Consider the following 26,380-nt stretch of genomic DNA (forward strand, 5'->3'; position numbering starts at 1 on the left):
ATTCAGATCTCCTTGACCGCGGCTTTGAACAGTCCTCTTAGTTGTTGATTGCCGGCATCGACCAGATGGTTATCGTCGAAATACAACGGCACACCTTGCTTTGACCCCATGCAGTTACCGTCCGGACAAAGCAGCGGGGTCGGGTCCAGCACCTGTGCATTGCACCGTTTCGCCACAGTTTCAATGGCATCGTTGGCGATTCGGTTGCGTTGCTCGTAATCCTGCAACGGGATGGAAATATCGGCAGTGTCACCAAAAATGCGTTGATGCAGATTCAGGCCTTTATAGACGCTGAACGGCATCTCCGGGATTGGTTTGACGATGTAAACCGGATGGTTTTCGGCGATGGCGCACACGGTGTTCGCGTATTCAGCGACGTAGGCCTCGCTGAAAGACATTGGCTGCTGATCGGGAAAGCGAATCCGATAGCTGTTGTTACGACTCGGATCGGCATACAGCGCCGCTCTGCTGAACAGCACCACTGGAATTCCCGTGTATGAATTCTTCAATATTTGCAGTTTTTCGTGATTGAACGCCTGACATTGACGCTCGAGTGTTTTGTCGTGCATCTGGAAGTTCTGCAATGTCGGACAACCACCCAGGGACCACGACAAAGCTGCTTGCGGATTATCCATCTGCACGGCAGCGGCGGTGGATTGCGCATGACTGTCGCCAAACAGAATGACTGACACCTCGCCGTTGCCCAGTTTGCAATCGGCGGCGCCATGGGCATTCGGGCGGCATTCCTGGGTATAGAGTTTGCTGGTGTACTCGGGTTGCCCGAGGTCGACAAAGGCAAAGCGAAGTGATGGGTGATTCTTGACCAGCGACGCCGTCGCGGCAGACACGACAACCATTCCGGTCACCCACGATGCATACCTGAAGAGCGTACCGCGTACCGACTTTATCGGCTTGATCCTGGATTCCACCAGGTAATACGACCCGGCACCCAGAACAAATGACAACGCCACCGCGCCCCAGACGTGTGGCCAGCTATTGAGCAGGCCACAAGTGTAGAGAAGAACCACCAGTGGCCAGTGCCACAGATAAACCGAGTAGGAAATGGTGCCGGTCAATTGCAGTGGCTTGAACGTGCTGAAAACCGATCGGGTATTACCGTAGATCACCAGTACCGTGCCCAGAACCGGCAAGAGTGCCAGGTAACCCGGCCAAAGGTCCTGTTCCGAAAAACACAACACACTACCCAAAATTGCCAGAAGCCCAAGGCCTTCACAGATGGAGCCGTTGCGCTTGCTCAGTTGCAAGGGAAAGAGAAATACGAGGCCACCGGCAATCAATTCCCAGGCTCGGGTCGGCAGCATGTAGAAGGCAAACACCGGATCCGAGCGTGTGATGACAGTCGAGGCGGCAAAAGACGCAGCAGCCAGTATCAACAAGCTGTAGCGGGTCTTTTGTGCGCCCAGGCACTTGTAAAGCGCCATCAGCAGCAAGGGATACAGCATGTAGAACTGCCATTCGACTGACAGCGACCAGGTGTGCAGCAACCAGTTCTCGTGCAGCGGTGCGTCGAAGTAGCTGCCACCCTTGGCGAACATGAAGTTGGAACTGAACAGCAGGCTGCTTTTGATCGTTCTGATGACGTCGCGAAAGTCATCCAGCGGCAGAAAGACGAAACCGAACAGCAGCAGGGCGAGACACACCACCAGCAATGCCGGGATGATGCGTCGGGCTCTCGAGGCGTAAAACCCCAGTAACGAAAAGCGCTGCTGTTCCAGGCCCGTGAAGATGATGCCGGTCATCAGGAAGCCGGAAATGACGAAGAACACGTCTACGCCTGCAAAACCGCCACCGAATCCTGGAACCGCGAAGTGATAGAGCACCACCGACAGCACGGCAAGCGCCCGCAAGGCATTGATATTCGTCCTGAATTGCATTGAAGCATCCATCCACGTCCGTTGTGGGGGCGCATTGTAGAGAGTATGTAGAGTTTGTTACATCGGAAAAGTCTCAGATATTCCAGCGCGGCGCAGTCTTCGCCAGACGCTGGCGCATCTCGCCGATGTTGGCTGCCAGTTGTCGGGTCAGCAGACGGTAGCCATCCAGCGGGCTGTAAATCGGCGTGTCGAGGCTGGCGTCCGGCAATTCCACCGGACGTCCCAGTCGCTGGACCGCACCGGATTTCAACGCTCGGGCCATGCCGATCAATTGCACGCGAATGTGCCGGTGTTCGGCCTTGAGCGCCGCTTGCAGGTGCGTCATGGCGTCGGGGTCGTTGGCGTCCGGGCGGATGTTGCCGAGGATTTCCAGAGTGCTGATGCACATGCGCAGGTTGCGCTGGATAGCGTCCAGCTCGGTCATCGACACTTTGACTTCCTTGGACACAGAAGGCATCAGCGAACGCAGTTGCACCATCACCGCGTTCAGCCGGTTCATCAACTTCAAGTGTTCGTCGGCGGTCACCGGTTGGCCGCCGATGATCCGTCCGTACACCGTCGCGCAATCGCGCAGCGCGTCGGCCAGGTTGTAGCGCCACGAGTACACCGCGTACAGCGGCAGGGCGAAGGAAAAGGCCAGGGCCAGGGCGATGCCGATCAGGATATCGACCCCACGCCACAGCCCGTCGGTGATCGGGTTGTCGCCATGCCCGGCGACGATGAACACGGTGATGGCCGAGAGCAGGGCGGTGTAGCCGCCCTTGCCGATGGCGTGATACGAGAAGAATCCGCACACCACCGCCATCGCAAAATAGGTCAGCCACGGCATGCCCAGCCACGCCTGCTGCGCCACTATCAACAAACCGACGCCGGCACCGATCAAGGTCCCGGTGGCGCGTTCGGCGGCTTTCTTGCCGATGTTGCCGTGGTGCTGCAAGCCGCCGATCACCACCAGCATGGTCACCGACGCCCACTCGCCGTGGGGCAGGTTGATGCCGGTGGTCAGCAGGATCGTCGCCAGCAATCCCAGCGCGACCCGCACCGCGTGAATCGTTCGTGCATGGCGATAACGTCGATACGGGTCGAGCAATGGCCGCAGGATCCGCCGCAACAGCGGCGGCCAACGGTGGGGGCTGAAAGTGCTCAGCGGTGTTTCCTCCTCAGAAGATGTAGTCGGTGGCGATGAAGTTCGAATCCCGTCCGCGAATGATTTCGCTGATCAGATCTTTATTGGGTTCCTGGAACTTGGTGGCCACCAGCGTACGGATCGAAAACACCCGCAGCGCATCGTGTACCGACAGCGTGCCTTCGGCGGAGTTCTTGCGCCCGTTGAACGGGTAAGTGTCCGGGCCGCGCTGGCACTGGGCGTTGAGGTTGATCCGCCCGACCTGGTTGGCGAAGGTGTCGACCAGGCGGCCGACGGCGACCGGGTTGGTGCCGAAGATGCTCAGTTGCTGGCCGAAGTCCGATTCCAGCACGTAGTCGATCACGGTATCGAGGTGACGGTACGGCACGATCGGCACCACCGGGCCGAACTGTTCTTCCTGATAGACACGCATCTGCGGCGTCACCGGGTACAACACCGCCGGGTAGAAGAACGAGGCCCGCGCTTCGCCGCCATTCGGGTTGACCACCCGGGCGCCTTTGCTCTGCGCGTCAGCCACCAGCCCATGCAGGTAATCGACCTTGCCTGACTCTGGCAGCGGCGTCAGCGAAACCCCGCTGTCCCATGGCATGCCTGGTTTGAGGCTGGCCAGTTTGGCGTTGAATTTCTCGATGAAGCTGTCGACCACATCTTCATGCACGAACAGAATCTTCAGCGCGGTGCAGCGCTGGCCGTTGAACGACAGGGAACCTGTGACCGCTTCGCTGACCGCGTTGTCCAGATCCACCTCGGGTAGGACGATCCCGGGGTTCTTCGCATCCAGGCCCAGCGCGGCACGCAAGCGGTGTGGTTTCGGGTGCAGCTTTTTCAGGTCGCTGGCGGCCTTGTTGGTGCCGATGAAGGCGAAGATGTCGATCTTGCCGCTGGCCATCAGCGCGCTGACGGTCTCGCGGCCGCTGCCGTAGATCACGTTGATTACACCGGTGGGGAAGCTGTCGCGGAAGGCTTCGAGCAGCGGACGGATCAGCAGCACGCCGAGCTTGGCCGGTTTGAACACCACGGTGTTACCCATGATCAGCGCCGGAATCAACGTGGTGAACGTCTCGTTCAGGGGATAGTTGTAAGGGCCCATGCACAGCGCCACGCCGAGCGGGACGCGGCGGATCTGGCCGAGGGTGTCCTGTTCCAGTTCGAAACGACTGGAGCGGCGGTCGAGTTCTTTCAGCGCGTTGATGGTGTCGACGATGTAGTCGCAGGTGCGGTCGAACTCTTTTTCCGAATCCTTGAGGTTTTTGCCGATTTCCCACATCAGCAGTTTCACCACGGCGTCGCGTTGCTGGCGCATGCGCCCGAGGAAGGCTTCGACGTGCTGGATGCGTTCGGCCACGCGCAGGGTCGGCCACAGGCCCTGGCCCCGGTCGTAGGCGCGCACGGCGGCGTCGAGCGCGGTGAGGGCGGTGTCGGCGTCCAGCAGTGGCGTGCTGCCGAGGATCACTTGTTCGTCGCCGTTGTCGCCATGCAGATAGACCGGGCTGCGTACGGTGGCGAGCGGGCCGTCCCAGCGGCGCAACTCGCCATCGACCAGGTATTCGCGTTGCTCGACCTGACCGTCGAGGCGGTATTTTTCCGGGATGTCGCTGACAGAAGGGAACAGGTTGCCAAGGATGTTTGCTGTGGTCATGTCGCTACCCCGTAGAAGATGTCGGCGGGCCGATTGGAAAAGGCTTTACAGGTTATACGCCTGAATTCACTGAAATTTAAACCCGCAAATGTCACGGGAATGTCACGCACGGCATAAGACCTGACTGGCCCCGTATGCCCCCCTCACTGTCCCGCAATGCCCTCAACCCGCCGCCGTCGCTGCCTTAAGGTGGGATCACAACAATAAGCGGCACCTCACGCGAGGATCTTTATGCGGGCATCCCGATTCACTTGGCTGCTGATGCTGGCCGTTGCACTGGCCGGTTGCGGCGAAGACGCCAACTCCCCGACCTCATCCGGCATCGCCCGTAGCGCCATGCCCTCCGACCCGGCGCTGGCGCAGATCTACGCCAACAGCTGCCAGCTCTGCCACGCCAACCCCGCCGCCAATGCGCCGCTGACCGGTGACCGCAAGGCCTGGGAGCCGCGCATCCAGCAGGGCGCCGACACGCTGCTCGACCACGCCATCAACGGCTACAACGGCATGCCGCCGATGGGCCAGTGCGTCGAGTGCTCGGAAGAACAATTCCTTCAGTTGATCGGCTTCATGGCCGACCAGCCGCTCCCACAATAAGGACCCTGGCATGCCGATAGATCTGACACGCCGGCAGTTGTTGCAACGGGCAAGCATCGTCGGGGCGTTCAGCGCGCTGGCTTCCAATCCGGCGCTGGGCCAGTTGATGCGCGCACCGCGGCTGATTCCCTGGCGCAACTGGTCGGGCGGGCAGAGTTGCCTGCCGGCGGCGCGGGTGGCACCGAAGAATCTGGATGAACTGACGGCGGTGATTCAACAGGCACCGGGCAAGATTCGTCCGGTCGGTTCGGCGCATTCCTTCAGCGCGCTGGTGCCCACCGATGGCACGTTACTGTCCCTGAGCTACTTCAACGGTCTGCTCGATCACGACCCGAAAACCCTGCAAGCCGAATTCGCCGCCGGCACGCCAATGTCGCGAATGGGCGTGCCGCTCAAGGACATCGGCCAGGCGCTGCAAAACATGGCCGACATCGATTACCAGACCCTCGCCGGGGCGATTTCCACCTCGACCCACGGCACCGGCAAAACCTTCCAGTCCTACTCGGCCCACGTCTGCGGGCTGCAACTGGTGACCGCCAGTGGCGAGGTGCTGGATTGCGACAGCCAGCGTCATCCCGAAGTGTTCAACGCCGCCCGGGTATCCCTCGGCGCGTTGGGCGTGGCCACCAAAATCCGCCTGCAAAACCGCCCGGCCTATCGCCTGCGGGAAACCCAGTGGATCGCCAAGACCGAAGAACTGCTCGAAGACCTGGACAAGAACACCCGCGAAAACCAGCACTGGGAAATGCTCGTCGTCACCCATTCCGATTACGCCCTGTCGATCGCCCTCAACGAAACCACTGACCCGCCCACGCCGCCGATTCCGCCCGAAGAGGAGGGCGGCAACGAGTTCGTGACGTTGATCGAGAAGATCGACAAGTACGGCAGCGATTTCCCGAACCTGCGCAGTTCGCTGCTCAACAGCCTGCGGCATCTGGCGAGTTTCGACGACCGGGTCGGCGACTCGTTCGACATCTACGCCAACGTGCGCACCGTGCGCTTCAATGAAATGGAATATTCGGTGCCCGCCGAACACGGCCCGGCCTGCCTGCGCGAGATTCTCAAACTGATCCGCGACAAGGACCTGCGCACCTGGTTTCCCATCGAGTACCGCTACGTGAAGGCTGACGACATTCCGCTGAGCATGTTCGAAGGCCGCGACAGCTGTTCGATCTCGGTCCACCAGCATTACCAGATGGACCATCACAACTTTTTCGCCGCCGTCGAGCCGATCTTCTGGAAGTACAACGGCCGCCCGCACTGGGGCAAGTTGCACACGCTCAACTCCCGCACGTTGCAAACGCTCTATCCGCGCTGGCAGGAATTCATTCAGGTACGCCAGGCGCTGGACCCGAGCGGCAAGTTTCTCAACGGGCATCTGTCGTCGATTCTGGGGGTGAGCTGATGGCGGTCAATCGACGTAATTTCGTACTCGGGACTTTGGGTGTTGGCGCTTTGCTGGTCGGGGTTGGCGCATGGCTGCGTCCGGGAGATCGCGGCGGGCCTTACAGCGACTATTTCCGAGCGCTGAACAACGAACTCAAGGCCAACGGCCCGATGCGCCCGGTGTTGCTGATCGATCTGGATCGCCTCGATCACAACATCGACGTGGTGATGCGCTCGGTCAAACGCACGGGCAAGCAGTTGCGGCTGGTGGAGAAATCCCTGCCGTCACCGGGGTTGCTCAGCTACATCGGCCAACGGGCGGGGACGCAGCGGCTGATGTCGTTTCATCAGCCGTTTCTCAATCACGATGCGGTGACGTTTCCGCAATCCGACATCCTGCTGGGGAAGCCGCTGCCGGTGCGTTCCGCCGAGATCTTCTATCAGACCCACAAAGGCCCGTTCGACCCGACGAAGCAACTGCAATGGCTGATCGACGGCCCCGAACGCTTGCAGCAATACCTCGCACTGGCCCAGGGGGTGGGCACGCGGATGCGGATCAACATCGAGCTGGACGTCGGCCTGCACCGGGGCGGCGTCAGTGACGTGAACGTGCTCGGGCAGATGCTCACGCTGATCGCCGCCAACCCGCAGCACCTGGAGTTCGCCGGGTTCATGGGCTACGACCCGTTCGTGGGCATGGGCGTGCCGGGGATTCTCGGTTCGCCCGAGGAACTGTTCGCCAAGGTGATGGTGATTTATCAGCGCTGCGTCGACTTCACCCGGCAGCAATATCCGGCGCTGTGGCATGACGGCTTGTGCCTGAACACCGCCGGCAGCCCGAGTTATCGCATGCATGAAAACGAACACCTGAGCAGTGAAGTGTCGGTGGGGACAGCGATGCTCAAGCCGACGCATTACGATCTGCCGTCGCTGGTCGAACATGAACCTGCTGCGTACATCGCCACACCAGTGTTGAAAAGCACAGGGGCCGTGAACATTCCGGCGCTGGATGACAAGTCGAGGCTGTTTTCGTGGTGGGACACCAACCAGCGGCAGACTTTCTTTATCTACGGCGGCAACTGGATGGCCGAATTCGAATCGCCGCCCGGATTGCAGAGCAATGGCGTTTACGGGCGCAGTTCGAATCAGGAGATGGTCAATGGTTCGAATGCCGTGGGGCTGACGGTGGAGGATCAGGTTTTTCTAAGGCCGACTCAGACCGAGGCGGTGTTGCTGCAGTTTGGTGATTTACTGGCGGTACGCGGCGGCAAGATTGTCGATACCTGGCCTGTGTATACCTGAAGGTTATTCGGGTTTGAACCCCGGCAGGCCTTGGGATATGCGCCATTCTTTAATGGTTCGGGTTATTCCTTCCGCTGAGTCATCGGCCTCGGGCAGCGGACGATAGATCAGGTTCATCTTCTCCGGATGCCCGACGATCTTGTTGAAGTGGCGAACCAGCAAGTCGGCGCGGGTATCAGAAGGCGCCTGGTCCTCTTTGAATATTTCTTCCAGAAAACTAACGAACTCGCGCTCCGTGTATTCAGAAATGTTGTTTTTGATAAAGGGATCCTTCATTTTCTTTCCTTAATTCTGATGTACGTCAATGTGGTTTCGAGGTGTGTTAACTCGCATGTTATCGACGTCGTAAACCGGACCACCCTCTGAAATCAGCTCCACGTGATGTATCTCATGCGTGATCCTTGAGCCTGCCACATCCGAAATATCGACACGCGGGGCTTTTCCTGCTCGCATACGATCCAGATCCCTGCGCGAAAACTGGGAACTCAATTCCGGCCTTTTCGATACGGCGGTCCAGAACGCTCGTCGGAATGTATCGAAGCTGGAGAAACGACGTCCTCTTAATTGACTGGCCATATTGGTTGGAATTGGCGCTCCGAGTCCGGAACGGGCAGTGTCGAGCCATCGTCCCTCCACATCCTCACCCACCCCCGTCACAATCCCCGGCTCATACCGCGTGCTGAGCACCACATAAATCGGTGCCAGCCCCGCATTCGCCGGAAACCAGACGATTGCGTCGTGATAATCCGGCGGATGCTGCGGATTGACGAGGATGCGGTCAGTCTTCTCGCCCGGCGGATACACCCAGATCGTCGGCAGCGGCGGGGCGCCTTCGAGGGCCGGGATGGAGGGGGCGTCATCGGGGTTGGCGGCGGGTGTCCAGGTCAGGCCGATGCCGTGGCCGAGGTCGGCGACGAAGTGTTCGCCTTCTTGCCGGGCTTTGATGACCGGGACGAACTCCCAGTCTTTCTTGCCACCCGTGTAGAAGCCGTAGGCACTGATGGAGCCGTCGGGCAGTGTCTTGGCATTGAAGCGCACGCGGGTACGGCCGCTGGTGAGCTGCGCGTATTGTTCGTTGGTGTAGAAAGCGCTGTCGGACGAGATATCGGTGTTGGGGATCAACAATGCCAGGGTGCCGGCGGCACTGGCGCCGCTCAGCAGGCTGAGCCCGAGCGAACCACCGAGCCTTTGCCCCAGCGCCCGACCGGTGCCGGAGCCCGCCATCCACTTCAACGGAACGCCTTCAGCGCTGATTGGCACTTGGCTGCCGAGGACGGCCCACTGACCATACTCGGCCAACCGTTCGGTCGGGATGAAACCGGCCGGATTATTGTGATCGATCACGCCGTCCGAAAGGTTGCAGCTTTTGGCGAACACACAACCCCGACCGGGCGCTTGCTGACGCTGCTCGATCTGGCGCAAGTACCGCTCTTCATGTGCCTGTTGGCGAGCGATGATTGCCTCGTATGTCGCTTCGCGGGCTTTGAATTCGGCGAACTCGGTCGATGTCATGTCCCGTGGGACAAGCCTGCCGTGTCCGGCGCCGCCATTGCCGCCCCGGTATTCCCAGACCTGGGGAATGTCCTTGTCCCGCGCCATGGTTGTTTATCTGTAGGTAACGGAAGAAGCCCGCAACCTAACTGGGACGCCCCCTACCTGGCGTTAGGACCTTTCCTAAAAGATGCGCGGAAATTTCCTGTTTCGGAGTGTTGCGGCCATGATCCGAAGACCCACTCGATTTTCGTAATGAAGCTTTTATGACAAAAGTTCGGTAGCACATCGCCAGTCCGGTCATGCCTATGTAACGCGCTTGAGGGGCCCTGAGGGGCGCTTTTCACAAGCCGAGGCGGGACGCCGGGAGTGAGGCAATGGGGACTATGGAACGCTACTCGAAAGTGGGCATGCAGGAACTCGATCAACGCTTGTCGAAGATCGTCGAGGCCGCGCGCAAGAAGCCGGTTTCGGTGTATCGCTACGGCGCGCCGTGGGTCTGGATCGTGTCGCAGGATGACTGGCAGGGCGCCTTGAAAGAGGTCTCCAGCTACATTCCGCCGGGGCATTCGCTGGTGCTGCTGCGCCCGCAGATCGACGACCTGCTCGACGCTCACCGCGACCTCCTGCACGACCTCAATGCCCAGCCCGGCATGCTGATCGCCCCGCAGACGGTCATGCACATCCTGCTCCTGCAACTGCTGTATTCGGTGCCCAGCGAGCAGCAGCTCTACGAACAGCTCAATTACAACCTGCTGTTCCGCTGGTTCGTCGGCCTGGGCCTGAACCAGAAAGTCTGGAGCTTCAACGTCCTCAGTCGCGACATCGCCACGCTGCTCAACGAGCCGCGTGCGGTGCAGCTCATCCAGAAAATCATCGGTGAAGTGTTCTGCGGCGCGCTGCTGCAAATGCCTGAGTTCTCCTTGAACTTCGCGCTGCTGCACACATGGCTGGGCAAGCACACCGGGGCCTCGCACGTCAGCAATTAACAATGCCAGTCATTGACGCACACGCAAGGCGCAAAAGCGCCAACAGGTCATCGCGAATTTCAGGGGGTAGTGTGGAGCAGATTTTCACGTCACGGCTGGCGCTGTGGGGCTGGCTGCTGGTGACGGCCGGCGCGCAGCCGGCGTTCGCCGAAGAGGCCGAGAACGCAGCGGCGCAGCGTCTGGTGGACGTCAACGAATACTTCGTGCGCGGCAACACCGTGCTCGATGCACGGGCGATCGAAGAAGCGGTGTACCCGTTCCTCGGCCCGCAAAAAGCCTTGAGCGACATCGAAGGCGCGCGGGATGCCCTGCAAAAGGCCTATCAGGAGCGCGGTTATCAATCGGTGTTCGTCGAACTGCCGGAGCAGGCGGTGGCCGACGGCATCGTCTACCTGCAAGTCAGCGAAACCAAGGTCGGCCGGGTGCGGGTGGTTGGCGCCAAACACTATTCGCCGCTGGATATTCGCGACAATGTCCCGGCGCTCAAGGAAGGCGAGGTGCCGGACTTCGCCAAGGTTCAGGGCGAACTGGCCCAACTCAACAAGACTCCGGGCCGCCAGGTGATGCCGCTGGTGCGTGAAGGCCAGCGCCCCGGCACCATGGATGTGGACTTGCAGGTCGAAGACCAGAACCCGTGGACCGCCAGCGTGGGGCTGAACAACGACTACAGCGCCGACACCGAAAAACTGCGCACCGTCACCAGTCTCGGTTACAACAACCTTTGGCAGTTGGGGCACAGCGTCAACCTGACGTTCTTCACCGCGCCGCAGGAGACTGACAACGCCAAGGTCTGGTCCGGTTCCTACACCGCGCCGCTGACCGAGCGCTGGAGCGTGCAGTTCTCCGGTTACCAGTCCGACAGCAACGTCGCCACCATCGGCGGCAGCAACGTGCTCGGCAAGGGCCATTCCTACGGCGTAGCGGCGATCTACACGATCCCGTCCAGCGGCAACTGGTCGAACTCGCTGTCGGCCGGCATCGACTTCAAGGATTTCGACGAACGCCTGACCCTGTCCGGCGAGAGCGACAAGGTGCCGCTCAAATACGCGCCATTCACCTTCGCCTACAACGGCTATCGCTACAGCGAAAAGAGCCAGCTCGGCCTGGGTCTGAGCCTGGTCGCCGCCACTCGCAGCCTCTTCGGCTACGGCAGCTCCGACGAAGACTTCGACTACAAACGCTACCGCGCCAACCCGAGTTTCGCCGTGCTCAAGGGCGATACCAACTTTACCTGGACCTTCGACAACGACTGGCAGAGCGCGAGTAAAGCCGCGTTCCAATTGGCGTCGGGGCCGCTGGTTTCCAACGAACAATTCTCCGCCGGTGGCGCCACTTCGGTACGCGGTTATCTGGCCGCCGAACGCACCGCCGATGACGGCTTCCTGCTCAGCGAAGAGCTGCGCACGCCGTCGCTGGCCAAGTACGTCGGCGGCTGGATGCAGGACTGGCGCTTTTACGCCTTCGCCGAGGGCGCGCAACTCTACCTGCGCGACGAACTGCCGGATCAGGACGCCAATTACGCCCTGGCCAGCGTCGGCCTCGGCACCCGTGCCAGCCTGAGCAAATGGCTGTCCGGCAGCCTCGACTGGGGCTACCCGCTACTCGAAGGGCCGAACACCTCGAAACAGGAATCGCGCCTGCACTTCAACCTTCAGGCCACTTTCTAACAAGGAGCACCTCCATGCAGCGCCTTTTCCTTTCGTTGTTGATCTGCCTGGGCTTCGTGCTCCCGGCCACGGCTCAGGCCTGGTGGCAGGACGACTGGCATTACCGCAAACAGATCGCCGTCGACACCACGCCGCAAGGCGCCGCGATCAATCAGGCCCTGGGCCGCACCGCGCTGTTGGTGCGCCTGCACACCGGTAATTTCACCTTCGACGGCGTGAAAGAGGACGGCTCGGACCTGCGCTTCGTTGCCGCCGATGACAAGACCGTGCTCAACCACCAGATCGAAAGCTTCGACGCGTTGATGGGCATGGCGCTGATCTGGGTCGATGTGCCGAATGTCGAGGGCGGTCAGCGTCAGGACATCTGGATGTATTACGGCAATCAGAAAGCCCCGGCGACCGGCAACGGCCAACTGACGTTCGATCCGAATTACACCGCGCTCTATCACTTCGACGGTGCCACTGGCACTCCGGCGAAAGACACCACCGCCTACGGCAACACCGCGCAAAGTGCGACCGGCGCAAGCATTGACGGCGTAGTCGGGCGGGCCTTGCAGTTCAGCGGCCAGCCGTTGCTGTTGCCGGCCAGTCCGTCGTTGCAGCACAACGCTGGCAGCGCGTTCACCTTCAGTGCCTGGCTGCGACTGGATCAGGCCAATGGCGAGCAACTGATCCTGGCCCGCCGCGAAGGCGCCAACAGCCTGCTGGTCGGTGTGAATCAGGGCGTGCCGTTCGTGGAAATCGATGGCCAGCGCACTGTGGCCACGCAACCGCTGAATCCGGGCCAATGGCAGCACGTCGCGCTGACCGCCGAAGGGGCGAAAGTGACGCTGTACATCAACGGTCGCGAAGGCGCGGCACTGGCTCAGGCGATGCCGGCGTTCAACTCGGTCATGGCCATCGGTGCCGACCTGCACGAAGGTCCTTTCCAGCCGTTCGTGGGCGCCATCGATGAACTGCGTCTGTCGAAAGTGGCCCGCCCGGCGCCGTTGCTGCTGGCCGACGCCACTTCCCAGGGCGCCGAGTCGAAACTGGTGGCTTACGGCGTCGATGAAGAACAGTCCGGTTTCGGTTTCGGCAGCCTCGGCTTCCTGCTCAACGCGGTGCCGGTGGATGCCTGGGTGATCATCGCGGTGCTGGTGCTGATGATGTTCCAGTCGTGGATCATCATGCTGCGCAAGAACCGCACCCTGAGCCGCGTCACTGCTGCCAACGAAGACTTCCGCGTGCAATTCGCCAAGGTCGGCACCCGCCTGGAAATGTTCGCCGACGACACTCAACTCGCCCAGCGCCTGCAGCACTCGCCGCTGTGGCGCCTGTACCTGGTGGCAGTGAAAGAAATCCGCACCCGCCGCGAGCAGGGCGCCGATACCTCGTCGGTTTCGGCGGCGACCATCGAAGCGATCCGCTGCTCGATGGACGGCGTGCGCACCCGGGAAAACCAGCAACTGAGCTCGAAACTCTCGACCCTGTCCAACGCCATCGCCGGCGGCCCGTACATCGGCCTGCTCGGCACGGTGCTGGGGATCATGGTGGTGTTCCTCGGCACGGCCATGGCCGGCGACGTCAACATCAACGCCATCGCACCAGGCATGGCCGCCGCTTTGCTGGCCACGGCCATGGGCCTGTTCGTCGCGATCCCGGCGCTGTTTGGCTACAACCGCCTGATTACCCGCAACAAGGAAGTCAGCGCCGACATGCGCGTGTTCGTCGACGAGTTCATCACCCGTCTGGCGGAGATGCACGGCGAAGGCCAGTCCAGTGAAGCGGCGCATCAGCGCGGTCATCACGCCAACCACTCCGTACCGGCCTGAGGAGCACTGACATGGCGTCCGTAAATGCCTCCCATGACGATGACGAAGATGCCGCAGTGGACAGCATCAACATCACGCCACTGGTGGATGTGCTGATGGTGGTGCTGGTGATGTTCATCCTCACCGCCACCGCGCAGGTCTCCGGGATCCAGATCAACCTGCCCAAGGCCAGCGCCGCCGTGTCGCTGTCCGAGGCCAAGACCAAGGCGATTTCGGTCAACGACGGCGGGCAGGTGTTCCTCGACGCCTACCCGGTGACTCTGCCGGAGCTGGAAGAACGCCTGCGCATCGAGAAAGCGCAAAACCCGGACTTCCCGGTGATCGTGCGCGGCGACGCCACGGTGCAGTACCAGAAGGTCATCGAAGTGCTGGATCTGCTGCGCCGGCTCGAACTGTCCCAGGTCGGTCTCGTCACCGGCAAACCGACGCAGGGCTGAGTGATGACTGCACAACTGCCAATCGAGCCTTTGCCGGTGAAGAAGTCGCCACTGCGTTACGTGAAGTGGGGCGCCGGACTGCTGCTGGGCGCTGTCGCGGCGTTCCTGTTGTGGCAGTGGGCCAACGACATGAGCGGCATCCGCCGGGAAGCGCCGAAGGTGCCGACGATCATTCCGTTGCCGCCACCGCCACCTCCGCCGCCGGAAAAACCGCCAGAGCCGGAAACCCCGGTCGAGGAAAAAATCGTCGAGCCCGAGCCAACGCCCGAGCCGCAAGAGGTCAAGCCCGAGGAAGAAGCGCCGCCATCGCCGGCGGACGACCTGGCCAATCCGATGCAGATCGACGGCGACGCCCAGAGCGGCAGCGACGCCTTCAACATCGGCGCGGGCAAGGGCGGCGGCATGGCGGGTTCCGGTAGTGGGCGACTGGGCAACGGCACCTACAGCCAGTTCCTCGCGTTCACTTTCCAGAAGCTGCTGCGCGAGAACCCCGACCTGCGCAACCTCGCGTTTTCGCTGCAGGCCGATGTGTGGCTGAGCAGCGTCGGCGAGATCACCCGGGTCGAGCTGATCAAGTCCAGCGGCAACCCCGAGATCGACAGTCAGGTGCTGGCCGCCTTGCGTAACGCGCCCCACCTGAGCGAACGGCCACCGGCCTCCATCACCTTGCCTGTGCGCATGTCCCTGCAAGGACGGCGTCCGGGTTAACCGAATTCATAAAGCTGTATGAAAAGGAGTTGTGTGCAGATGATTTCCAACGTGAATCGATTGTCCCTGGCGGTCGGCATGGTCATCGCGACCCTGGTCGGTCAGGCCGTGGCAGCGCCTGCGCCCTCGGAGAACGCCACGATCAATCTGATCCGCTTGCTGGTCGAGCAGGGCATTCTGAAACAGGACAAGGCCGACGCGCTGATCGCCCAGGCCCAGAACGAGGCGGCCCAGGCCAAACAGGCTGCGGCGTCCACCGCCGTGGCAGCCGGGCCGGTCGCAGCGCCTGGCGATGTGCGGGTGCAATACGTACCGGCGGCGGTGCGCGACCAGATCCGTGATCAGGTCAAGGCCGAAGTCATGGCCACCGCCAAACAGGAAAACTGGGCCGCGCCCAACACGTTCCCGGACTGGGCGTCGCGCATCAGCTTCGATGGCGACATTCGCCTGCGTGACGAATCGCGCTATTACTCGGGCAGCAACAGCAACGAAATCGTCGACTTCGCCAAGCTCAACAACAACGGCCCGTACGACGTGAACCCCAACAGCAGCACCGCGTTGCCGCCGTTGCTCAACACCCGCGAAGACCGCGAAAACCTGTTCCGCCTGCGCGCCCGGCTGGGCATGAAAGCGGAGATTTCGCCGCAATGGACCGCCGGCATCCGCATCGGCACCGGCTCGGACAACAACCCGGTGTCGACCACCCAGAACCTCGGCGGCGGCTTCTCGAAAAAGGACATCTGGCTCGATCAGGGTTACCTGACCTGGAAGCCGTCGGATGAACTGACCCTGACCGGTGGCCGTTTCGCCAACCCGTTCATGTCCACCGACATGCTGTATTCCAACGACCTGAACTTCGACGGTGTGGCGGCGATTTTCGACCACAAGCTGAGCCGCGACTGGGGCGTGTTCGGCACCGTCGGCGCGTTCCCGGTGGACTACACCAACGACACCACCACCAGCAACGGCTTCGACAAGGAAGAAAGCGACAACAAATGGCTGTACGGCGCGCAGATCGGCGCCAAATGGGCGATCAACAGCAACAACCGCTTGAAAGGCGCGCTGGCCTACTACCGCTTCGACGACATCGAAGGCCAGCGCTCCAGTCCTTGCGAACCCTGGGCCGGCGCACCGGGCTGCGACAGCGACGGCACCCGCGCAGCATTCATGCAGAAGGGCAACAGCGTGTTCCTGCTGCGTGACATCACGCCGAACCCGCTCAACCCGACCACCACGCCGCAACCGCAGTTCGTTGGTCTCGCTTCCGAGTTCAACCTGCTGGACCTCAACGTGGTGTGGGACGCCGACCTGCCGGAAGACTTCAAACTGCGCAGCCAGGGCAACTACATCCACAACCTTGGTTACGACGAAGGCGACATGCGCAAGCGTTCGGCCGGGCAACTGGTCAACAACCTCGACAGCAACGGCAACATCGAAAGCGGCGCCAATGCGTGGATGGTCCAGTTCACCCTCGGCAACGCGCTGGAGCTGAAGAAGCAGGGCGACTGGAACCTGTTCGCCGGCTACAAGTACATCCAGCCGGATGCCTTGCCGGACGGCTTCAACGATTCGTCGTTCCACCTCGGCGGCACCAACGCCAAGGGCTACTTCCTGGGCGGCAATTACGGTCTGGCGAAGAACGTCTACGCCACCGGCCGCTGGCTGAGTTCGGAGGCGGTGTATGGCGCGCCGTTCGACATCGACGTCATGCAGCTTGAGATCAACACGCGCTTCTAAGCGCGGGGAGAGGGTTATGAAAAACCGCTGTTTATGGCTTGGGCTCGGCATGTTGATCGCCACCGGGGCGAGCGCCGAAGGCATGGAGGAACGCCTGCGCACCCAGTTGCGCAGCACCACCCAGCAGCTGCAAACCCTGCAAAGCCAGCAGGCCCAGGCCAGCGCCGCGCAACTGGCGGCGCAGAACGAAGCCAAGGCTGCGCAGGCGCAAATCAAGCAATTGACCGCCGAACTGGCCAAGGCCAAAGGCCTCGCCGAGCAACTGGCCGGGCAGCAGCAAGCCTTGCACAGCCAGGCCCAGGCGCAGGTCGCGGCCAGCAACGAACAGACCGGCAAGTTCAAGAAAGCCTATGACGAGTTGTTGGTCATGGCCCGTGCCAAAGAGGCAGAACGGTCTAAGCTTCAAGCGCAATTGACTGAACGTGACACACAAGTGCAGCAATGTTCGGTCAAGAATCAGCAGATGTATGGCGTGGCCAAGCAGATTCTCACCGCCTACGAAAACATCGATGTGGCCGAGGTGATGAAGATCCGCCAGCCCTTCGCCGGCAGCGCCCGGGTCAAGTTCGATGAACTGGCTCAGGGCTTTGGCGATGAACTGTACAAGACTCAATTCGATGCGCCGCAAGCCGCGATCGCGCACTGATTAAAAGACTCATGGACAAGGAAGAAGTAATGACTCAATTGATCTCCCACGTATCCCCGCAATCCCTGACCGACGTGCTGCAAGCCGCCGGTTACCGCGTCAACCAGACCGAACAGAACGGCATCGTTCAGTTGCTCAGCGCCAGCCAGGGCATCGGTTATGCCGTGCGTTTCGGCAACCCGGCGGTGGCGGAGCTGGGCAGCTACGTCGACTTCACCTTCAGCTGTGCGCTGCGGGTACAGGGTGAATTGCCGGCGGGTGTGGCCGAGCAGTGGAACGCGACGCGCCGGTTTGCCCGGTTGTCGTTGCAGGGCGAGTTTCTGGTGATGGAAATGGACGTGGTGGTGGCCGCTGGCGTCAGCGGCGATTACCTGCGCGGCAACCTGGAACTGTGGGATCGCCTGTTGCAGGAGTTCATCGTGTATCTGCGTGATTTCACCCAGAACGCTGCTGCCACCCAGGCTCCAAAGGTTGAGCAAGAGGAAGTCGCGCTGTGACAAAACCTGCCATGGTAATCAGCGCCGCTGCGGTGGCGCTGTTGGTGGTCGCCGTGGCGCTGGTGGTGCGGCCGGGCAATGACCCGGTCGCCGCCCAGCAACCGGCGCCGGTCATTGCGGCCAACAGCGGGCCTGCGGTGGCGCGGTTGGGCAATCAGCAGGTGTCGCCGGAGGAATTGCAGGCGCTGCTGGCCGCCGTACCGCCACAGACCCGCGAGCAACTGCGTGGCAATCGCGAGGCGCTGGAGCGCTGGATTCGTTCACGCCTGGCTGAAAAAGCCGTGTTGGAGCAGGCCGACGCCCAGGGTTGGGCGCAGCGTCCGGACGTGGTTCGGCAAACCCGCGCCGCCACCGAACAGATCGTGTTCCGCGACTATTTGCAGTCGGTGAGCCAAGTGCCGGCCGATTATCCGAGCGCTGCAGAGTTGCAGCAGGCGTATGACGCGGGCAAGGCCAACTGGCAGACGCCGGCGCTGTATCGGGTCAGCCAGATTTTCCTCGGGGTGAATGAGCCGCAGAATCTTGAGGCGGTGCGCAAGCAGGCGACGGAGTTGAGCAAGAAAGCCCAGGCAACTTCGGCGGACTTTGCAGCACTGGCGAAGGAGTTTTCTCAGGATCGCCTCACCGCTGAACGTGGTGGAGATACCGGCCTGCAACCCTTGCAGCAACTGGTGCCGGAAGTGCGCGGTGCGGTGGCGCGACTCAAGGTTGGCGCGGTTTCAGATCCCGTTCAAAGCAGCGCCGGGTTTCACGTGATCAAACTCACCGAACAACAACCGGCCCGCACCGCAACCCTCGACGAGCTGCGCGATCAACTGACCCAGGCCTTGCGGGCACAGCGTCAGGAACAGATCGCCCAGGCCTATCTGGACGGCATGCTCAACACCGCAACGCTGAGCATCGACGGGGCCGAGCTCAACAAGGTGCTGGAGGAAAAACTGTAATTCAGACTCACCACTGAACCTTGTGGGAGCGGGCTTGCTCGCGAAGGGGCCATGCCAGACAACTTATTCGTTGGATGACACACCGCTTTCGCGGGCAAGCCCGCTCCCACATTAGAGCCGTGACGCTTTCCAAAAATACAAAGATCGACAGGGAGTCATCGATGTCATTCACCGAACCCGCAGCACGACAGAGCAGCGCCGATTTCCGCTGGCCCCGGGACAAGGACGAACCCTGGCTGGCGCAAGCGGCGACCCTCGACGGCGACGTCGCGCAGTACTTTCTGGTCAGTGCCCGTTGCGGCTGCTTCATGCAGGCCGCCCGCAGCCTCAACGTGCGCTCGACCCTGCTCCGCAAGCAACTGGCGCAGCTCGAACAGCAACTGCAATGCGCGCTGTTCAGCTTTCAGGGCAGCGCCCTCAGCCTGACCCGCGAAGGCCAGCAATTGCAGGCGCAACTGATCGCTTTGGCCCACGAACGCAAGCTGCCGGTGATTGAGCAGCCCTTGATCAGGCTGGCCGTCGCCGAATCGATCCTGCATGACATCCTCGGCCGCGACCTCATCGCACTGCTGCGCCGCAACGCCAGCGTGCGCCTCGAGATCATCGCCCTCGACAGCGAACTGGCCCTGCGTGCGGTCAGCGCCGACATCGTGCTGTGGCTCGCCCACGGCGAAACCCCGCACCCCGGCCCGACCTTCGCCACCAGCGAACCGCAACGCCTCGCGCAACTGGAATATCAGCCGCACATCGCCAAACGCTACTCCCGCGTGACCGCGCGCCCGGAAAGCCCGGACGACCTCGCCGATTTCATGCTGGTGCAATGGCAGCACGATCGGCAGATCGACAGCTTTCGGCCGTGGAATGAACTGGTTGAACAGCGTCTGGCGGGCGTGGTGCAGATGCAGTCTTACGAGCTGATGCTGGAGATGATTCGTTGCAGCGCGTGTATTGGTTTGCTGCCGATGTACATGAGCCGGTTTGATCGTGGGTTGGTGGCGTTGCCGGGGTTGTTTGAGGAGGCGATGCGGTTGCAGGCTTGGTTGGCGGTGAACAGTGAATCGCAGGAGGTTGAAGAGGTGCAGGTACTAGTGGAGTTGATACGGCGGACGTTCAATGAGCGACAGGAGTGGTTTGAATAGCTGCATAAATTTTGTTCTGGTTTTTTAAACAGACTCAAAAAACGGCCCATGCAGGGCCGTTTTTGGTTTCAGCACTCAGGGCCGCGGCTCAGCCGCCAACTCCAGATTATCCAGCGCACGATTCACCGCCAGTTCCCCAAGCATGATCAGCTGCGCAATCCCCAACAGCACATGCCGATGCGAGCCGTCCACCAGCCCGGCGAAATCGGTGGCCATGGTTTTGGCCGAGGTCAGGGTTTCGCAAGCGTCGGCCAGCAGTTCTTCGCTGTCGATGCCGGGGGCGATGAGGTAGCGGGTGTTGGGTTTGAGCAGCGGTTTTCTGGGGAGCAGGGGATTGAAGTAGTGGTCGAGGGCGCGTTCGGCGGCTTCGTGGAATGTCTTGGAATCGAGGGATTCGTAGGGCGAGGTAGTATCGGTTTCGGGTGGATTTGGCGTTGGTTTGATCATGGTAGTACTCCCTGATTGATGGAGCTGCCACGGTTCGCTGCGAAACGAATGGAGGTGGCAGCTGTACGCGGGTTCGCAGACCGGGAATCAAGGAACCCGGCATACCCGAAGGTATCCCGCGCACAACCGCCATTACGCGACCAGCAAAGAATGCTGAACGGAAACGACGCTCTGGGCGCCTTGATTGATCCGGGCTGCGAAACCCGATCGCTGATTCGTCAGCGACCCGGAAACGATAGAGCTGGCCCTCAAGGCGCACAAGCCGGCGGATTCTGGCGGATGCGTAGGCAATGGCGCAAGGCGTTGTGGCTTTCTGGACGTTTCGGTCAACGGCTTTAAACAGTCGTGGCGAATCCGTGAAGAAGCGGTTTACAGTGACCGGCCACGCACTGATCCAGGAGGGATCTTTCATGCCTGAGCACAACCCCGCCATTCACCTCGAACGCTTCAGCGAGTCCCACGTCGAAGGCGTCACCGCGCTTTACAACGACCCTGCCGTGACCCGGCAGGTGCTGCAGATGCCGTTTCAGTCTGCCGAAATCTGGCGCCAGCGGCTGATGCCGGAAAACGAACGGATGGTGAAACTGGTGGCGCTGCATCAAGGTGCGGTGATCGGGCATCTCGGGCTGGAGGCTTTTTCGCGAATTCGCCGCAGCCACGCCGGCAGTCTCGGCATGAGCGTCGCGGTGGCGTGGCAGGGCAAGGGTGTGGGCTCGAAGCTGTTGTCGGCAGCGCTGGACATCGCCGACAACTGGATGAACCTGCACCGGGTCGAGCTTTCGGTGTACGCCGACAACGAGGCAGCCATCGGCCTCTACCGCAAGTTCGGCTTCGAAAATGAGGGCCTGTTCCGCGATTACGCCGTGCGTGACGGGCAATGGGTCGACACCCTGAGCATGGCGCGTCTGCGCAAACGCTGACCTTCTGTCCGTCAATGGCCGACGAGGCGACCGTGCAGGCAAATGACTTGCACGGCCGTCATCGGCATCTGCCATGCTCGGAGTCCGCAGCACTGCTTCCTCAAAGGAACACCGCAATGGACGACGTACAGCAACTGGGCGAAATGCTTCGCCACTATGCCGACAGCGAAGCGCACAAGAAGCAACTGTTCGAGACGCAATCGGCGGCCTGGGCCACACGGATTACCGAGTTGTTCGGGCAGATTCAGCAATGGCTGGAACCGGTGCAGGCACCGGGGTTGCTGGAGGTGAGTCGGGAGGCTTATGTGGCGTTTGGGCCGAGCACTCCGGTTGAGACCTCAACCTTCAAGACTGAAAAACTGAGCATCGTGATTGCCGGCAAACCGGTGGAGTTCGTGCCGGATGTGATGGGCAGTGGCGGGCAGATTTCGCTGGCGGTGATGGGGCTGACGGCGGCGCGGTATGGGAGTGTTTCGTTGGTGGGACTGCCGGGCGGGGAGTGGCAGTGGCGCAAGACCAATGGGTTGAAGGATCCGGATACCTTTGCCTTCGACGCGAATTTCCTCGCGCAGCAATTGCAGAGCCTCATCCCTCGCGATCGAGGTTGACACACTTGATCGTTCCCACGCTCTGCGTGGGAATGCAGCCCGGGACGCTCCGCGTCCCTTCCAGAGCTGGAACGCGGAGCGTCCCTTGAGGCATTCCCACGCAGACGGTTCGACGTGGGAACGATCAGCTAGGGGGGGCTCACATTTCGAGGTTGATCCAGCCCGGTTTGGCTATCTCCGGCGCCACCGCTTTCACGGTTTTACCGGTAGCCAACTCAACCCGCCGAGCCACCTCCGGATCATCCGCAAACGGCGTCAGACTCGCCTCATCCAGACTTTCGGCCGTCTCGTGCCGCAGGCAGTACTCAACCGCCAGCCACAGAAACACCACGCCCAACACATTCAATAAAACATCGAACATGACCAGCTCCCTTGATCAGGCGATCTGCGCTTCACGATGGGCGAGTGCAACGTCGGCAATCCGCACCGTGCGCCACACGTTATAGGCCATCAGCAACATGCCGCTGAGGAAGAACACCCCGCCGGCAAAGCGCACGATGAACCCCGGATGACTGGCCTGCAGCGCTTCGACGAACGAATAGGTCAGCGTGCCGTCCTCGTTGATCGCCCGCCACATCAGGCCCTGAGTAATGCCGTTGACCCACATCGACGCGATGTACAACACCGTGCCAATGGTCGCCAGCCAGAAGTGCAGGTTGATCAGCGGCGTACTGTGCATGCGCTCGCGGCCAAACACCTTGGGCACCATGTGATAGGTTGCGCCGAAGGTGATCATCGCCACCCAGCCCAGCGCCCCGGCGTGGACGTGGCCGATGGTCCAGTCGGTGTAGTGGGAGAGGGCATTGACGGTCTTGATCGCCATCATCGGGCCTTCGAAGGTCGACATGCCGTAGAACGCCAGCGACAAAACCAGGAAGCGCAGGATCGGGTCGGTGCGCAATTTATGCCACGCGCCGGAGAGGGTCATCATCCCGTTGATCATCCCGCCCCAGCTCGGCGCCAACAGGATCAGCGACATCGCCATGCCCAGCGACTGCGCCCAGTCCGGCAGCGCGGTGTAATGCAAATGGTGCGGGCCGGCCCAGATGTACAGGGTGATCAGCGCCCAGAAGTGCACGATCGACAACCGGTACGAATACACCGGCCGATTCACTTGCTTGGGCACAAAGTAATACATCATCCCGAGGAAGCCGGTGGTCAAAAAGAAGCCCACCGCGTTGTGGCCGTACCACCACTGCACCATGGCGTCGGTGGCGCCGGAGTACACCGGATAGGACTTGAACCAGTCCACCGGAATCGACAGGTGATTGACCACGTGCAACATGGCGATCACCAGGATGAACGCGCCGAAGAACCAGTTGCCGACATAGATGTGCTTGGTCTTGCGCTGCACCACGGTGGTGAAAAACACCACGGCGTACGCGACCCAGACCACCGCCATCCACACCGCGCCGGAGAATTCGATCTCGGCGTATTCCTTGGTGGTGGTGTAGCCCAGCGGCAGGGTGACCAGCATGATCACGATCACCGATTGCCAGCCCCAAAAGGTGAAGGCTGCGAGTTTGTCCGAGTACAGCCGCACCTGGCAGGTACGCTGCACCGCGTAGTAGCTTGCGGCGAATTGCGCGCTGCCGGCGAAACCGAAAATCACCAGGCTGGTGTGCAACGGTCGCAAGCGGCCGAAGGTGGTCCACGGCAAGTCCAGATTCATGTCCGGCCATACCAGTTGCGAGGCGATCCATACCCCCATCGCCATGCCCACGACACCCCAGAAAACAGTCGCGATGACGAATTGGCGGACGACCTTGTAGTTATAAGCCTGTCCGATTGTTGCTGTGCTCATGGTCAGTTCATCCACGGTTGCAAAGTCTTGCCAGGCCACCCGGTCTGGCACGAACTGCACTGTAGAAACCCCACCGGAAACAAAACAGGCTCAGGAATTGATCATTTATGCGGATCAGATCCAGGCGCTGCCTGCGGCCATCTGCCGCGCCCTGATACGGTTTTTATGCGTTCAGGTGAATCTGTTGTGCACTGCGCCGTTCGTCCATAGTCGTAAAAAATCCTGTGGGAGCGGGCTTGCTCGCGAATGCGGTGTGTCAGCCAACAAGTCAGTTGCCTGACACACCGCATTCGCGAGCAAGCCCGCTCCCACAGTTCTTGACCGCGATCAAAACTGATGAGGTAGCCACTGCATGTACCAGTACGATGATTACGACCGGGCGCTGGTGTTCGAGCGCGTTGCGCAATTTCGCGATCAGGTCGAGCGCTTCATGGCCGGGGAGTTGAGCGACGAGGAATTCCTGCCGCTGCGTCTGCAGAACGGTCTGTACATGCAAAAACACGCCTACATGCTGCGGGTGGCGATTCCCTACGGCACCTTGAGCGCCGAACAGATGCGCACACTGGCAAGCATCGCCCGGGACTACGACCGTGGTTACGGCCACTTCACCACCCGGCAGAACATGCAGTTCAACTGGATCGAACTGCACGAGGTGCCGGACATTCTCGAGCGTCTGGCGCAGGTCAACATGCATGCGATCCAGACCTCGGGCAATTGCGTGCGCAACATCACCACCGAAGCCTTCGCCGGAGTCGCGGCGGACGAGTTGATCGACCCGCGTCCGCTGGCGGAAATCCTGCGGCAATGGTCGACGATCAACCCGGAATTCCTGTTCCTGCCGCGCAAGTTCAAGATCGCCATCTGCTCGGCGAAGCAGGATCGCGCGGCGATCATGATGCACGACATCGGCCTCTACCTTTACCCCGGCCGTGACGGCCAGATGTTGCTGCGGGTGATCGTCGGCGGCGGTCTGGGGCGCACGCCTATCCTTGGTCTGCAGATTCGCGACGGCCTGCCGTGGCAGCACTTGCTGTCCTACGTCGAAGCCGTGCTGCGGGTCTACAACCGCCACGGCCGACGCGACAACAAGTACAAGGCGCGGATCAAGATTCTGGTCAAGGCGCTGGGCATCGAGGCGTTCGCCAAGGAAGTCGAAGAGGAATGGCAACACCTCAAGGACGGCCCCGCGCAGTTGACCGAAGATGAATACCAGCGGGTCGCCAGTGCTTTCGTGCCGCCGAACTACCAAGCGCTGGCGGGCACCGATCTGGATTTCGGCACGCACCTGGCGGAGAAACCGGCGTTCGCCCGTTGGGTCGCGCGCAACGTTCAGCCGCACAAAGTGCCGGGCTACACCAGCGTGGTGCTGTCGACCAAACCGGGCCTGGCCTCGCCGCCGGGGGACGTCACCGATGCGCAGATGCAGGCCGTGGCCGAGTGGTCCGAGCGCTTCGGTTTCGGCGAAATCCGCATCGCCCACGAGCAGAACATCGTCCTGCCGGATGTGCCCAAGTCCGAGCTGTATGCGTTGTGGCAACTGGCGAAAGAGCACGGGCTGGGCGCCGCCAACGTCGGCCTGCTGACCGACATCATTGCCTGCCCTGGCGGTGATTTCTGTGCGCTGGCCAACGCCAAGTCGATCCCGATTGCCCAGGCGATTCAGGCGCGGTTCGACAACCTCGATTACCTGCATGATCTGGGCGACATCAGCCTGAACATCTCCGGCTGCATGAACGCCTGCGGCCATCACCACATCGGCAACATCGGGATTCTCGGCGTCGATAAAAACGGCAGCGAGTGGTACCAGATCACCCTTGGCGGCGCCCAGGGCAAGAACAGCGCACTGGGCAAGGTCATCGGCCCCTCGTTCAGCGCGGCCGAAGTGCCGCAGGTGATCGAGCGGATCATCGGCACCTTCGTGCGTTATCGCGAGGCCGAAGAACTGTTCGTCGATACCGTGGCGCGCATCGGGTTGGAGCCGTTCAAGGAGCGGGTCTACCCGAAAGCGTTGGAGGCCTCGGTATGAACAATCTGCTGCGGATGGAGGCGAGTGGGGCGCGAATCGTGCTCGATGATCCATGGACGCTGATCCGCTCGCCTGAAACAGAGCCCAGCGCCGGGATGTTGATTCTGCCGCTGGCCCACTGGCTCGAATCACCCTCGACCCATGCGGTCTGGCTCGGCCCGGACGACGGCGTCGAAAGCCTGCTGCCGTGGCTGAGCTCGTTGCCACTGATCGCCCTCGACTTCCCGAGCTTTCGCGACGGCCGCGCCTACAGCCAGGCCTATCTGCTGCGCAGCCGTTTCGGCTGGAAAGGCGAGTTGCGGGCGATTGGCGACGTGCTGCGCGACCAGCTCAGCCACATGCGCCAGTGCGGTTTCGACAGCTTCGCCGTGCGCGAGGACAAATCCGCCGACGATGCGCTGAAAGGGCTGGCGGGCATGAGCGTGCTGTACGGGCGATCAGTTATTGAGCCACGACCATTGTTTCGAAGGCGCTGATCCTTAACACTTGGTCTGGAAATTGTCACCTGTCATATATGACAGTGTGCGATTCCGATTTATTGCG

General features: G+C 61.3%; 25 protein-coding genes. 17 read left to right on the top strand and 8 right to left on the bottom strand.

Translation table 11 applies throughout. The features are described from left to right. Positions 1-2: 2 nt before the first annotated feature. The 3 genes from K3819_RS13835 to K3819_RS13845 all read right to left on the bottom strand — a co-directional run bounded on the left by K3819_RS13835 (position 3) and on the right by K3819_RS13845 (position 4,681). On the bottom strand, positions 3-1,895 hold the full coding sequence (locus K3819_RS13835) for an acyltransferase family protein (RefSeq protein WP_085611757.1): 1,893 nt from the start codon (positions 1,893-1,895) through the stop codon (positions 3-5). 73 nt (positions 1,896-1,968) lie between these two features. After that, positions 1,969-3,009 (bottom strand): FUSC family protein, encoded by a 1,041-nt coding sequence (locus tag K3819_RS13840; protein WP_178076469.1) that lies wholly within the window; start codon positions 3,007-3,009, stop codon positions 1,969-1,971. Between the two features lie 46 nt (positions 3,010-3,055). After that, positions 3,056-4,681, bottom strand: a complete 1,626-nt coding sequence (locus tag K3819_RS13845; RefSeq protein ID WP_221399575.1) for an NADP-dependent glyceraldehyde-3-phosphate dehydrogenase — start codon at positions 4,679-4,681, stop codon at positions 3,056-3,058. Between the two features lie 231 nt (positions 4,682-4,912). Between K3819_RS13845 and K3819_RS13850 the strand changes: the two genes are divergently transcribed. From K3819_RS13850 to K3819_RS13860, 3 genes are all read left to right on the top strand, one after another. After that, positions 4,913-5,275: a cytochrome c5 family protein gene (locus K3819_RS13850; RefSeq protein ID WP_085611754.1), complete on the top strand. Its 363-nt coding sequence runs from the start codon at positions 4,913-4,915 to the stop codon at positions 5,273-5,275. A gap of 76 nt (positions 5,276-5,351) precedes the next feature. Beyond that, on the top strand, positions 5,352-6,680 hold the full coding sequence (locus tag K3819_RS13855) for a D-arabinono-1,4-lactone oxidase (RefSeq protein WP_221399697.1): 1,329 nt from the start codon (positions 5,352-5,354) through the stop codon (positions 6,678-6,680). Between the two features lie 74 nt (positions 6,681-6,754). After that, positions 6,755-7,963, top strand: a complete 1,209-nt coding sequence (locus K3819_RS13860) for a DSD1 family PLP-dependent enzyme (RefSeq protein ID WP_221399698.1) — start codon at positions 6,755-6,757, stop codon at positions 7,961-7,963. Positions 7,964-7,966: 3 nt separating this feature from the next. Here the strand turns inward: K3819_RS13860 and K3819_RS13865 are convergent, their stop codons facing one another. Both K3819_RS13865 and K3819_RS13870 read right to left on the bottom strand, forming a co-directional pair. Continuing rightward, on the bottom strand, positions 7,967-8,239 hold the full coding sequence (locus K3819_RS13865; RefSeq protein ID WP_221399576.1) for a bacteriocin immunity protein: 273 nt from the start codon (positions 8,237-8,239) through the stop codon (positions 7,967-7,969). Positions 8,240-8,248: 9 nt separating this feature from the next. After that, positions 8,249-9,562 (bottom strand): S-type pyocin domain-containing protein, encoded by a 1,314-nt coding sequence (locus K3819_RS13870; protein ID WP_221399577.1) that lies wholly within the window; start codon positions 9,560-9,562, stop codon positions 8,249-8,251. A gap of 269 nt (positions 9,563-9,831) precedes the next feature. Here K3819_RS13870 and K3819_RS13875 point away from each other — a divergent pair, with 269 nt between their 5' ends. The 10 genes from K3819_RS13875 to K3819_RS13920 all read left to right on the top strand — a co-directional run bounded on the left by K3819_RS13875 (position 9,832) and on the right by K3819_RS13920 (position 20,032). Beyond that, positions 9,832-10,443 (top strand): transposase, encoded by a 612-nt coding sequence (locus K3819_RS13875; protein WP_080511013.1) that lies wholly within the window; start codon positions 9,832-9,834, stop codon positions 10,441-10,443. A gap of 71 nt (positions 10,444-10,514) precedes the next feature. Further along, the gene (locus K3819_RS13880) at positions 10,515-12,110 is read left to right on the top strand and encodes a ShlB/FhaC/HecB family hemolysin secretion/activation protein (protein ID WP_221399578.1); all 1,596 of its coding nucleotides are present in this window, start codon (positions 10,515-10,517) and stop codon (positions 12,108-12,110) included. A 14-nt stretch (positions 12,111-12,124) separates the two neighbouring features. Beyond that, entirely contained in the window at positions 12,125-13,924 is a 1,800-nt protein-coding gene (locus K3819_RS13885; RefSeq protein WP_221399579.1) for a DUF2341 domain-containing protein, read from the top strand. 11 nt (positions 13,925-13,935) lie between these two features. Next, positions 13,936-14,361: a biopolymer transporter ExbD gene (locus tag K3819_RS13890; protein ID WP_007955109.1), complete on the top strand. Its 426-nt coding sequence runs from the start codon at positions 13,936-13,938 to the stop codon at positions 14,359-14,361. Between the two features lie 3 nt (positions 14,362-14,364). Beyond that, on the top strand, positions 14,365-15,069 hold the full coding sequence (locus K3819_RS13895; RefSeq protein WP_221399580.1) for an energy transducer TonB: 705 nt from the start codon (positions 14,365-14,367) through the stop codon (positions 15,067-15,069). 39 nt (positions 15,070-15,108) lie between these two features. After that, positions 15,109-16,806, top strand: a complete 1,698-nt coding sequence (locus K3819_RS13900; protein ID WP_221399581.1) for a putative porin — start codon at positions 15,109-15,111, stop codon at positions 16,804-16,806. Positions 16,807-16,822: 16 nt separating this feature from the next. Beyond that, a complete protein-coding gene (locus tag K3819_RS13905; protein ID WP_221399582.1) occupies positions 16,823-17,452 on the top strand; it encodes a DNA repair protein in 630 nt (209 codons plus the stop codon). Positions 17,453-17,481: 29 nt separating this feature from the next. Then, entirely contained in the window at positions 17,482-17,949 is a 468-nt protein-coding gene (locus K3819_RS13910) for a YbjN domain-containing protein (RefSeq protein WP_221399583.1), read from the top strand. Between the two features lie 11 nt (positions 17,950-17,960). Next, on the top strand, positions 17,961-18,893 hold the full coding sequence (locus K3819_RS13915; protein ID WP_409348352.1) for a peptidylprolyl isomerase: 933 nt from the start codon (positions 17,961-17,963) through the stop codon (positions 18,891-18,893). Positions 18,894-19,054: 161 nt separating this feature from the next. After that, positions 19,055-20,032, top strand: coding sequence for a LysR family transcriptional regulator (locus K3819_RS13920; protein ID WP_221399585.1), 978 nt, complete (start codon positions 19,055-19,057; stop codon positions 20,030-20,032). A gap of 75 nt (positions 20,033-20,107) precedes the next feature. On the opposite strand, the gene K3819_RS13925 is transcribed toward K3819_RS13920, so the two are convergent. After that, on the bottom strand, positions 20,108-20,479 hold the full coding sequence (locus K3819_RS13925) for a DUF6124 family protein (protein ID WP_085646442.1): 372 nt from the start codon (positions 20,477-20,479) through the stop codon (positions 20,108-20,110). Positions 20,480-20,889: 410 nt separating this feature from the next. Between K3819_RS13925 and K3819_RS13930 the strand changes: the two genes are divergently transcribed. Together K3819_RS13930 and K3819_RS13935 are read left to right on the top strand one after the other, a co-directional pair. Next, positions 20,890-21,399, top strand: a complete 510-nt coding sequence (locus tag K3819_RS13930; protein WP_085611742.1) for a GNAT family N-acetyltransferase — start codon at positions 20,890-20,892, stop codon at positions 21,397-21,399. A gap of 116 nt (positions 21,400-21,515) precedes the next feature. Next, on the top strand, positions 21,516-22,007 hold the full coding sequence (locus K3819_RS13935; protein ID WP_085611741.1) for a hypothetical protein: 492 nt from the start codon (positions 21,516-21,518) through the stop codon (positions 22,005-22,007). A gap of 139 nt (positions 22,008-22,146) precedes the next feature. Here the strand turns inward: K3819_RS13935 and K3819_RS13940 are convergent, their stop codons facing one another. After that, entirely contained in the window at positions 22,147-22,368 is a 222-nt protein-coding gene (locus K3819_RS13940; protein ID WP_085611740.1) for a CcoQ/FixQ family Cbb3-type cytochrome c oxidase assembly chaperone, read from the bottom strand. 15 nt (positions 22,369-22,383) lie between these two features. Then, positions 22,384-23,811: a cytochrome-c oxidase, cbb3-type subunit I gene (gene ccoN, locus K3819_RS13945; RefSeq protein ID WP_221399586.1), complete on the bottom strand. Its 1,428-nt coding sequence runs from the start codon at positions 23,809-23,811 to the stop codon at positions 22,384-22,386. 352 nt (positions 23,812-24,163) lie between these two features. Between ccoN and K3819_RS13950 the strand changes: the two genes are divergently transcribed. Both K3819_RS13950 and K3819_RS13955 read left to right on the top strand, forming a co-directional pair. Beyond that, entirely contained in the window at positions 24,164-25,837 is a 1,674-nt protein-coding gene (locus tag K3819_RS13950; RefSeq protein WP_221399587.1) for a nitrite/sulfite reductase, read from the top strand. Continuing rightward, positions 25,834-26,313, top strand: coding sequence for a DUF934 domain-containing protein (locus K3819_RS13955; protein WP_085611738.1), 480 nt, complete (start codon positions 25,834-25,836; stop codon positions 26,311-26,313). The genes K3819_RS13950 and K3819_RS13955 overlap by 4 nt, the downstream gene beginning before the upstream one ends. Positions 26,314-26,380: the final 67 nt, after the last annotated feature.

The organism is Pseudomonas sp. 3-2, assembly GCF_019710535.1.
Classification (GTDB): Bacteria; Pseudomonadota; Gammaproteobacteria; order Pseudomonadales; family Pseudomonadaceae; genus Aquipseudomonas; species Aquipseudomonas pharyngis.

Bases quoted from the DNA above. Each gene is read 5' to 3' on its own strand.
- K3819_RS13950 (WP_221399587.1), top strand. From the start codon at position 24,164: ATGTACCAGTACGATGATTACGACCGGGCGCTGGTGTTCGAGCGCGTT.
- K3819_RS13925 (WP_085646442.1), bottom strand. From the start codon at position 20,479: ATGATCAAACCAACGCCAAATCCACCCGAAACCGATACTACCTCGCCC.
- K3819_RS13920 (WP_221399585.1), top strand. From the start codon at position 19,055: ATGTCATTCACCGAACCCGCAGCACGACAGAGCAGCGCCGATTTCCGC.
- K3819_RS13905 (WP_221399582.1), top strand. From the start codon at position 16,823: ATGAAAAACCGCTGTTTATGGCTTGGGCTCGGCATGTTGATCGCCACC.
- K3819_RS13865 (WP_221399576.1), bottom strand. From the start codon at position 8,239: ATGAAGGATCCCTTTATCAAAAACAACATTTCTGAATACACGGAGCGC.
- K3819_RS13955 (WP_085611738.1), top strand. From the start codon at position 25,834: ATGAACAATCTGCTGCGGATGGAGGCGAGTGGGGCGCGAATCGTGCTC.
- K3819_RS13835 (WP_085611757.1), bottom strand. From the start codon at position 1,895: ATGCAATTCAGGACGAATATCAATGCCTTGCGGGCGCTTGCCGTGCTG.
- K3819_RS13885 (WP_221399579.1), top strand. From the start codon at position 12,125: ATGCAGCGCCTTTTCCTTTCGTTGTTGATCTGCCTGGGCTTCGTGCTC.
- ccoN (WP_221399586.1), bottom strand. From the start codon at position 23,811: ATGAGCACAGCAACAATCGGACAGGCTTATAACTACAAGGTCGTCCGC.
- K3819_RS13850 (WP_085611754.1), top strand. From the start codon at position 4,913: ATGCGGGCATCCCGATTCACTTGGCTGCTGATGCTGGCCGTTGCACTG.
- K3819_RS13870 (WP_221399577.1), bottom strand. From the start codon at position 9,562: ATGGCGCGGGACAAGGACATTCCCCAGGTCTGGGAATACCGGGGCGGC.
- K3819_RS13935 (WP_085611741.1), top strand. From the start codon at position 21,516: ATGGACGACGTACAGCAACTGGGCGAAATGCTTCGCCACTATGCCGAC.
- K3819_RS13900 (WP_221399581.1), top strand. From the start codon at position 15,109: ATGATTTCCAACGTGAATCGATTGTCCCTGGCGGTCGGCATGGTCATC.
- K3819_RS13915 (WP_409348352.1), top strand. From the start codon at position 17,961: ATGGTAATCAGCGCCGCTGCGGTGGCGCTGTTGGTGGTCGCCGTGGCG.
- K3819_RS13910 (WP_221399583.1), top strand. From the start codon at position 17,482: ATGACTCAATTGATCTCCCACGTATCCCCGCAATCCCTGACCGACGTG.
- K3819_RS13930 (WP_085611742.1), top strand. From the start codon at position 20,890: ATGCCTGAGCACAACCCCGCCATTCACCTCGAACGCTTCAGCGAGTCC.
- K3819_RS13890 (WP_007955109.1), top strand. From the start codon at position 13,936: ATGGCGTCCGTAAATGCCTCCCATGACGATGACGAAGATGCCGCAGTG.
- K3819_RS13940 (WP_085611740.1), bottom strand. From the start codon at position 22,368: ATGTTCGATGTTTTATTGAATGTGTTGGGCGTGGTGTTTCTGTGGCTG.
- K3819_RS13895 (WP_221399580.1), top strand. From the start codon at position 14,365: ATGACTGCACAACTGCCAATCGAGCCTTTGCCGGTGAAGAAGTCGCCA.
- K3819_RS13875 (WP_080511013.1), top strand. From the start codon at position 9,832: ATGGGGACTATGGAACGCTACTCGAAAGTGGGCATGCAGGAACTCGAT.
- K3819_RS13845 (WP_221399575.1), bottom strand. From the start codon at position 4,681: ATGACCACAGCAAACATCCTTGGCAACCTGTTCCCTTCTGTCAGCGAC.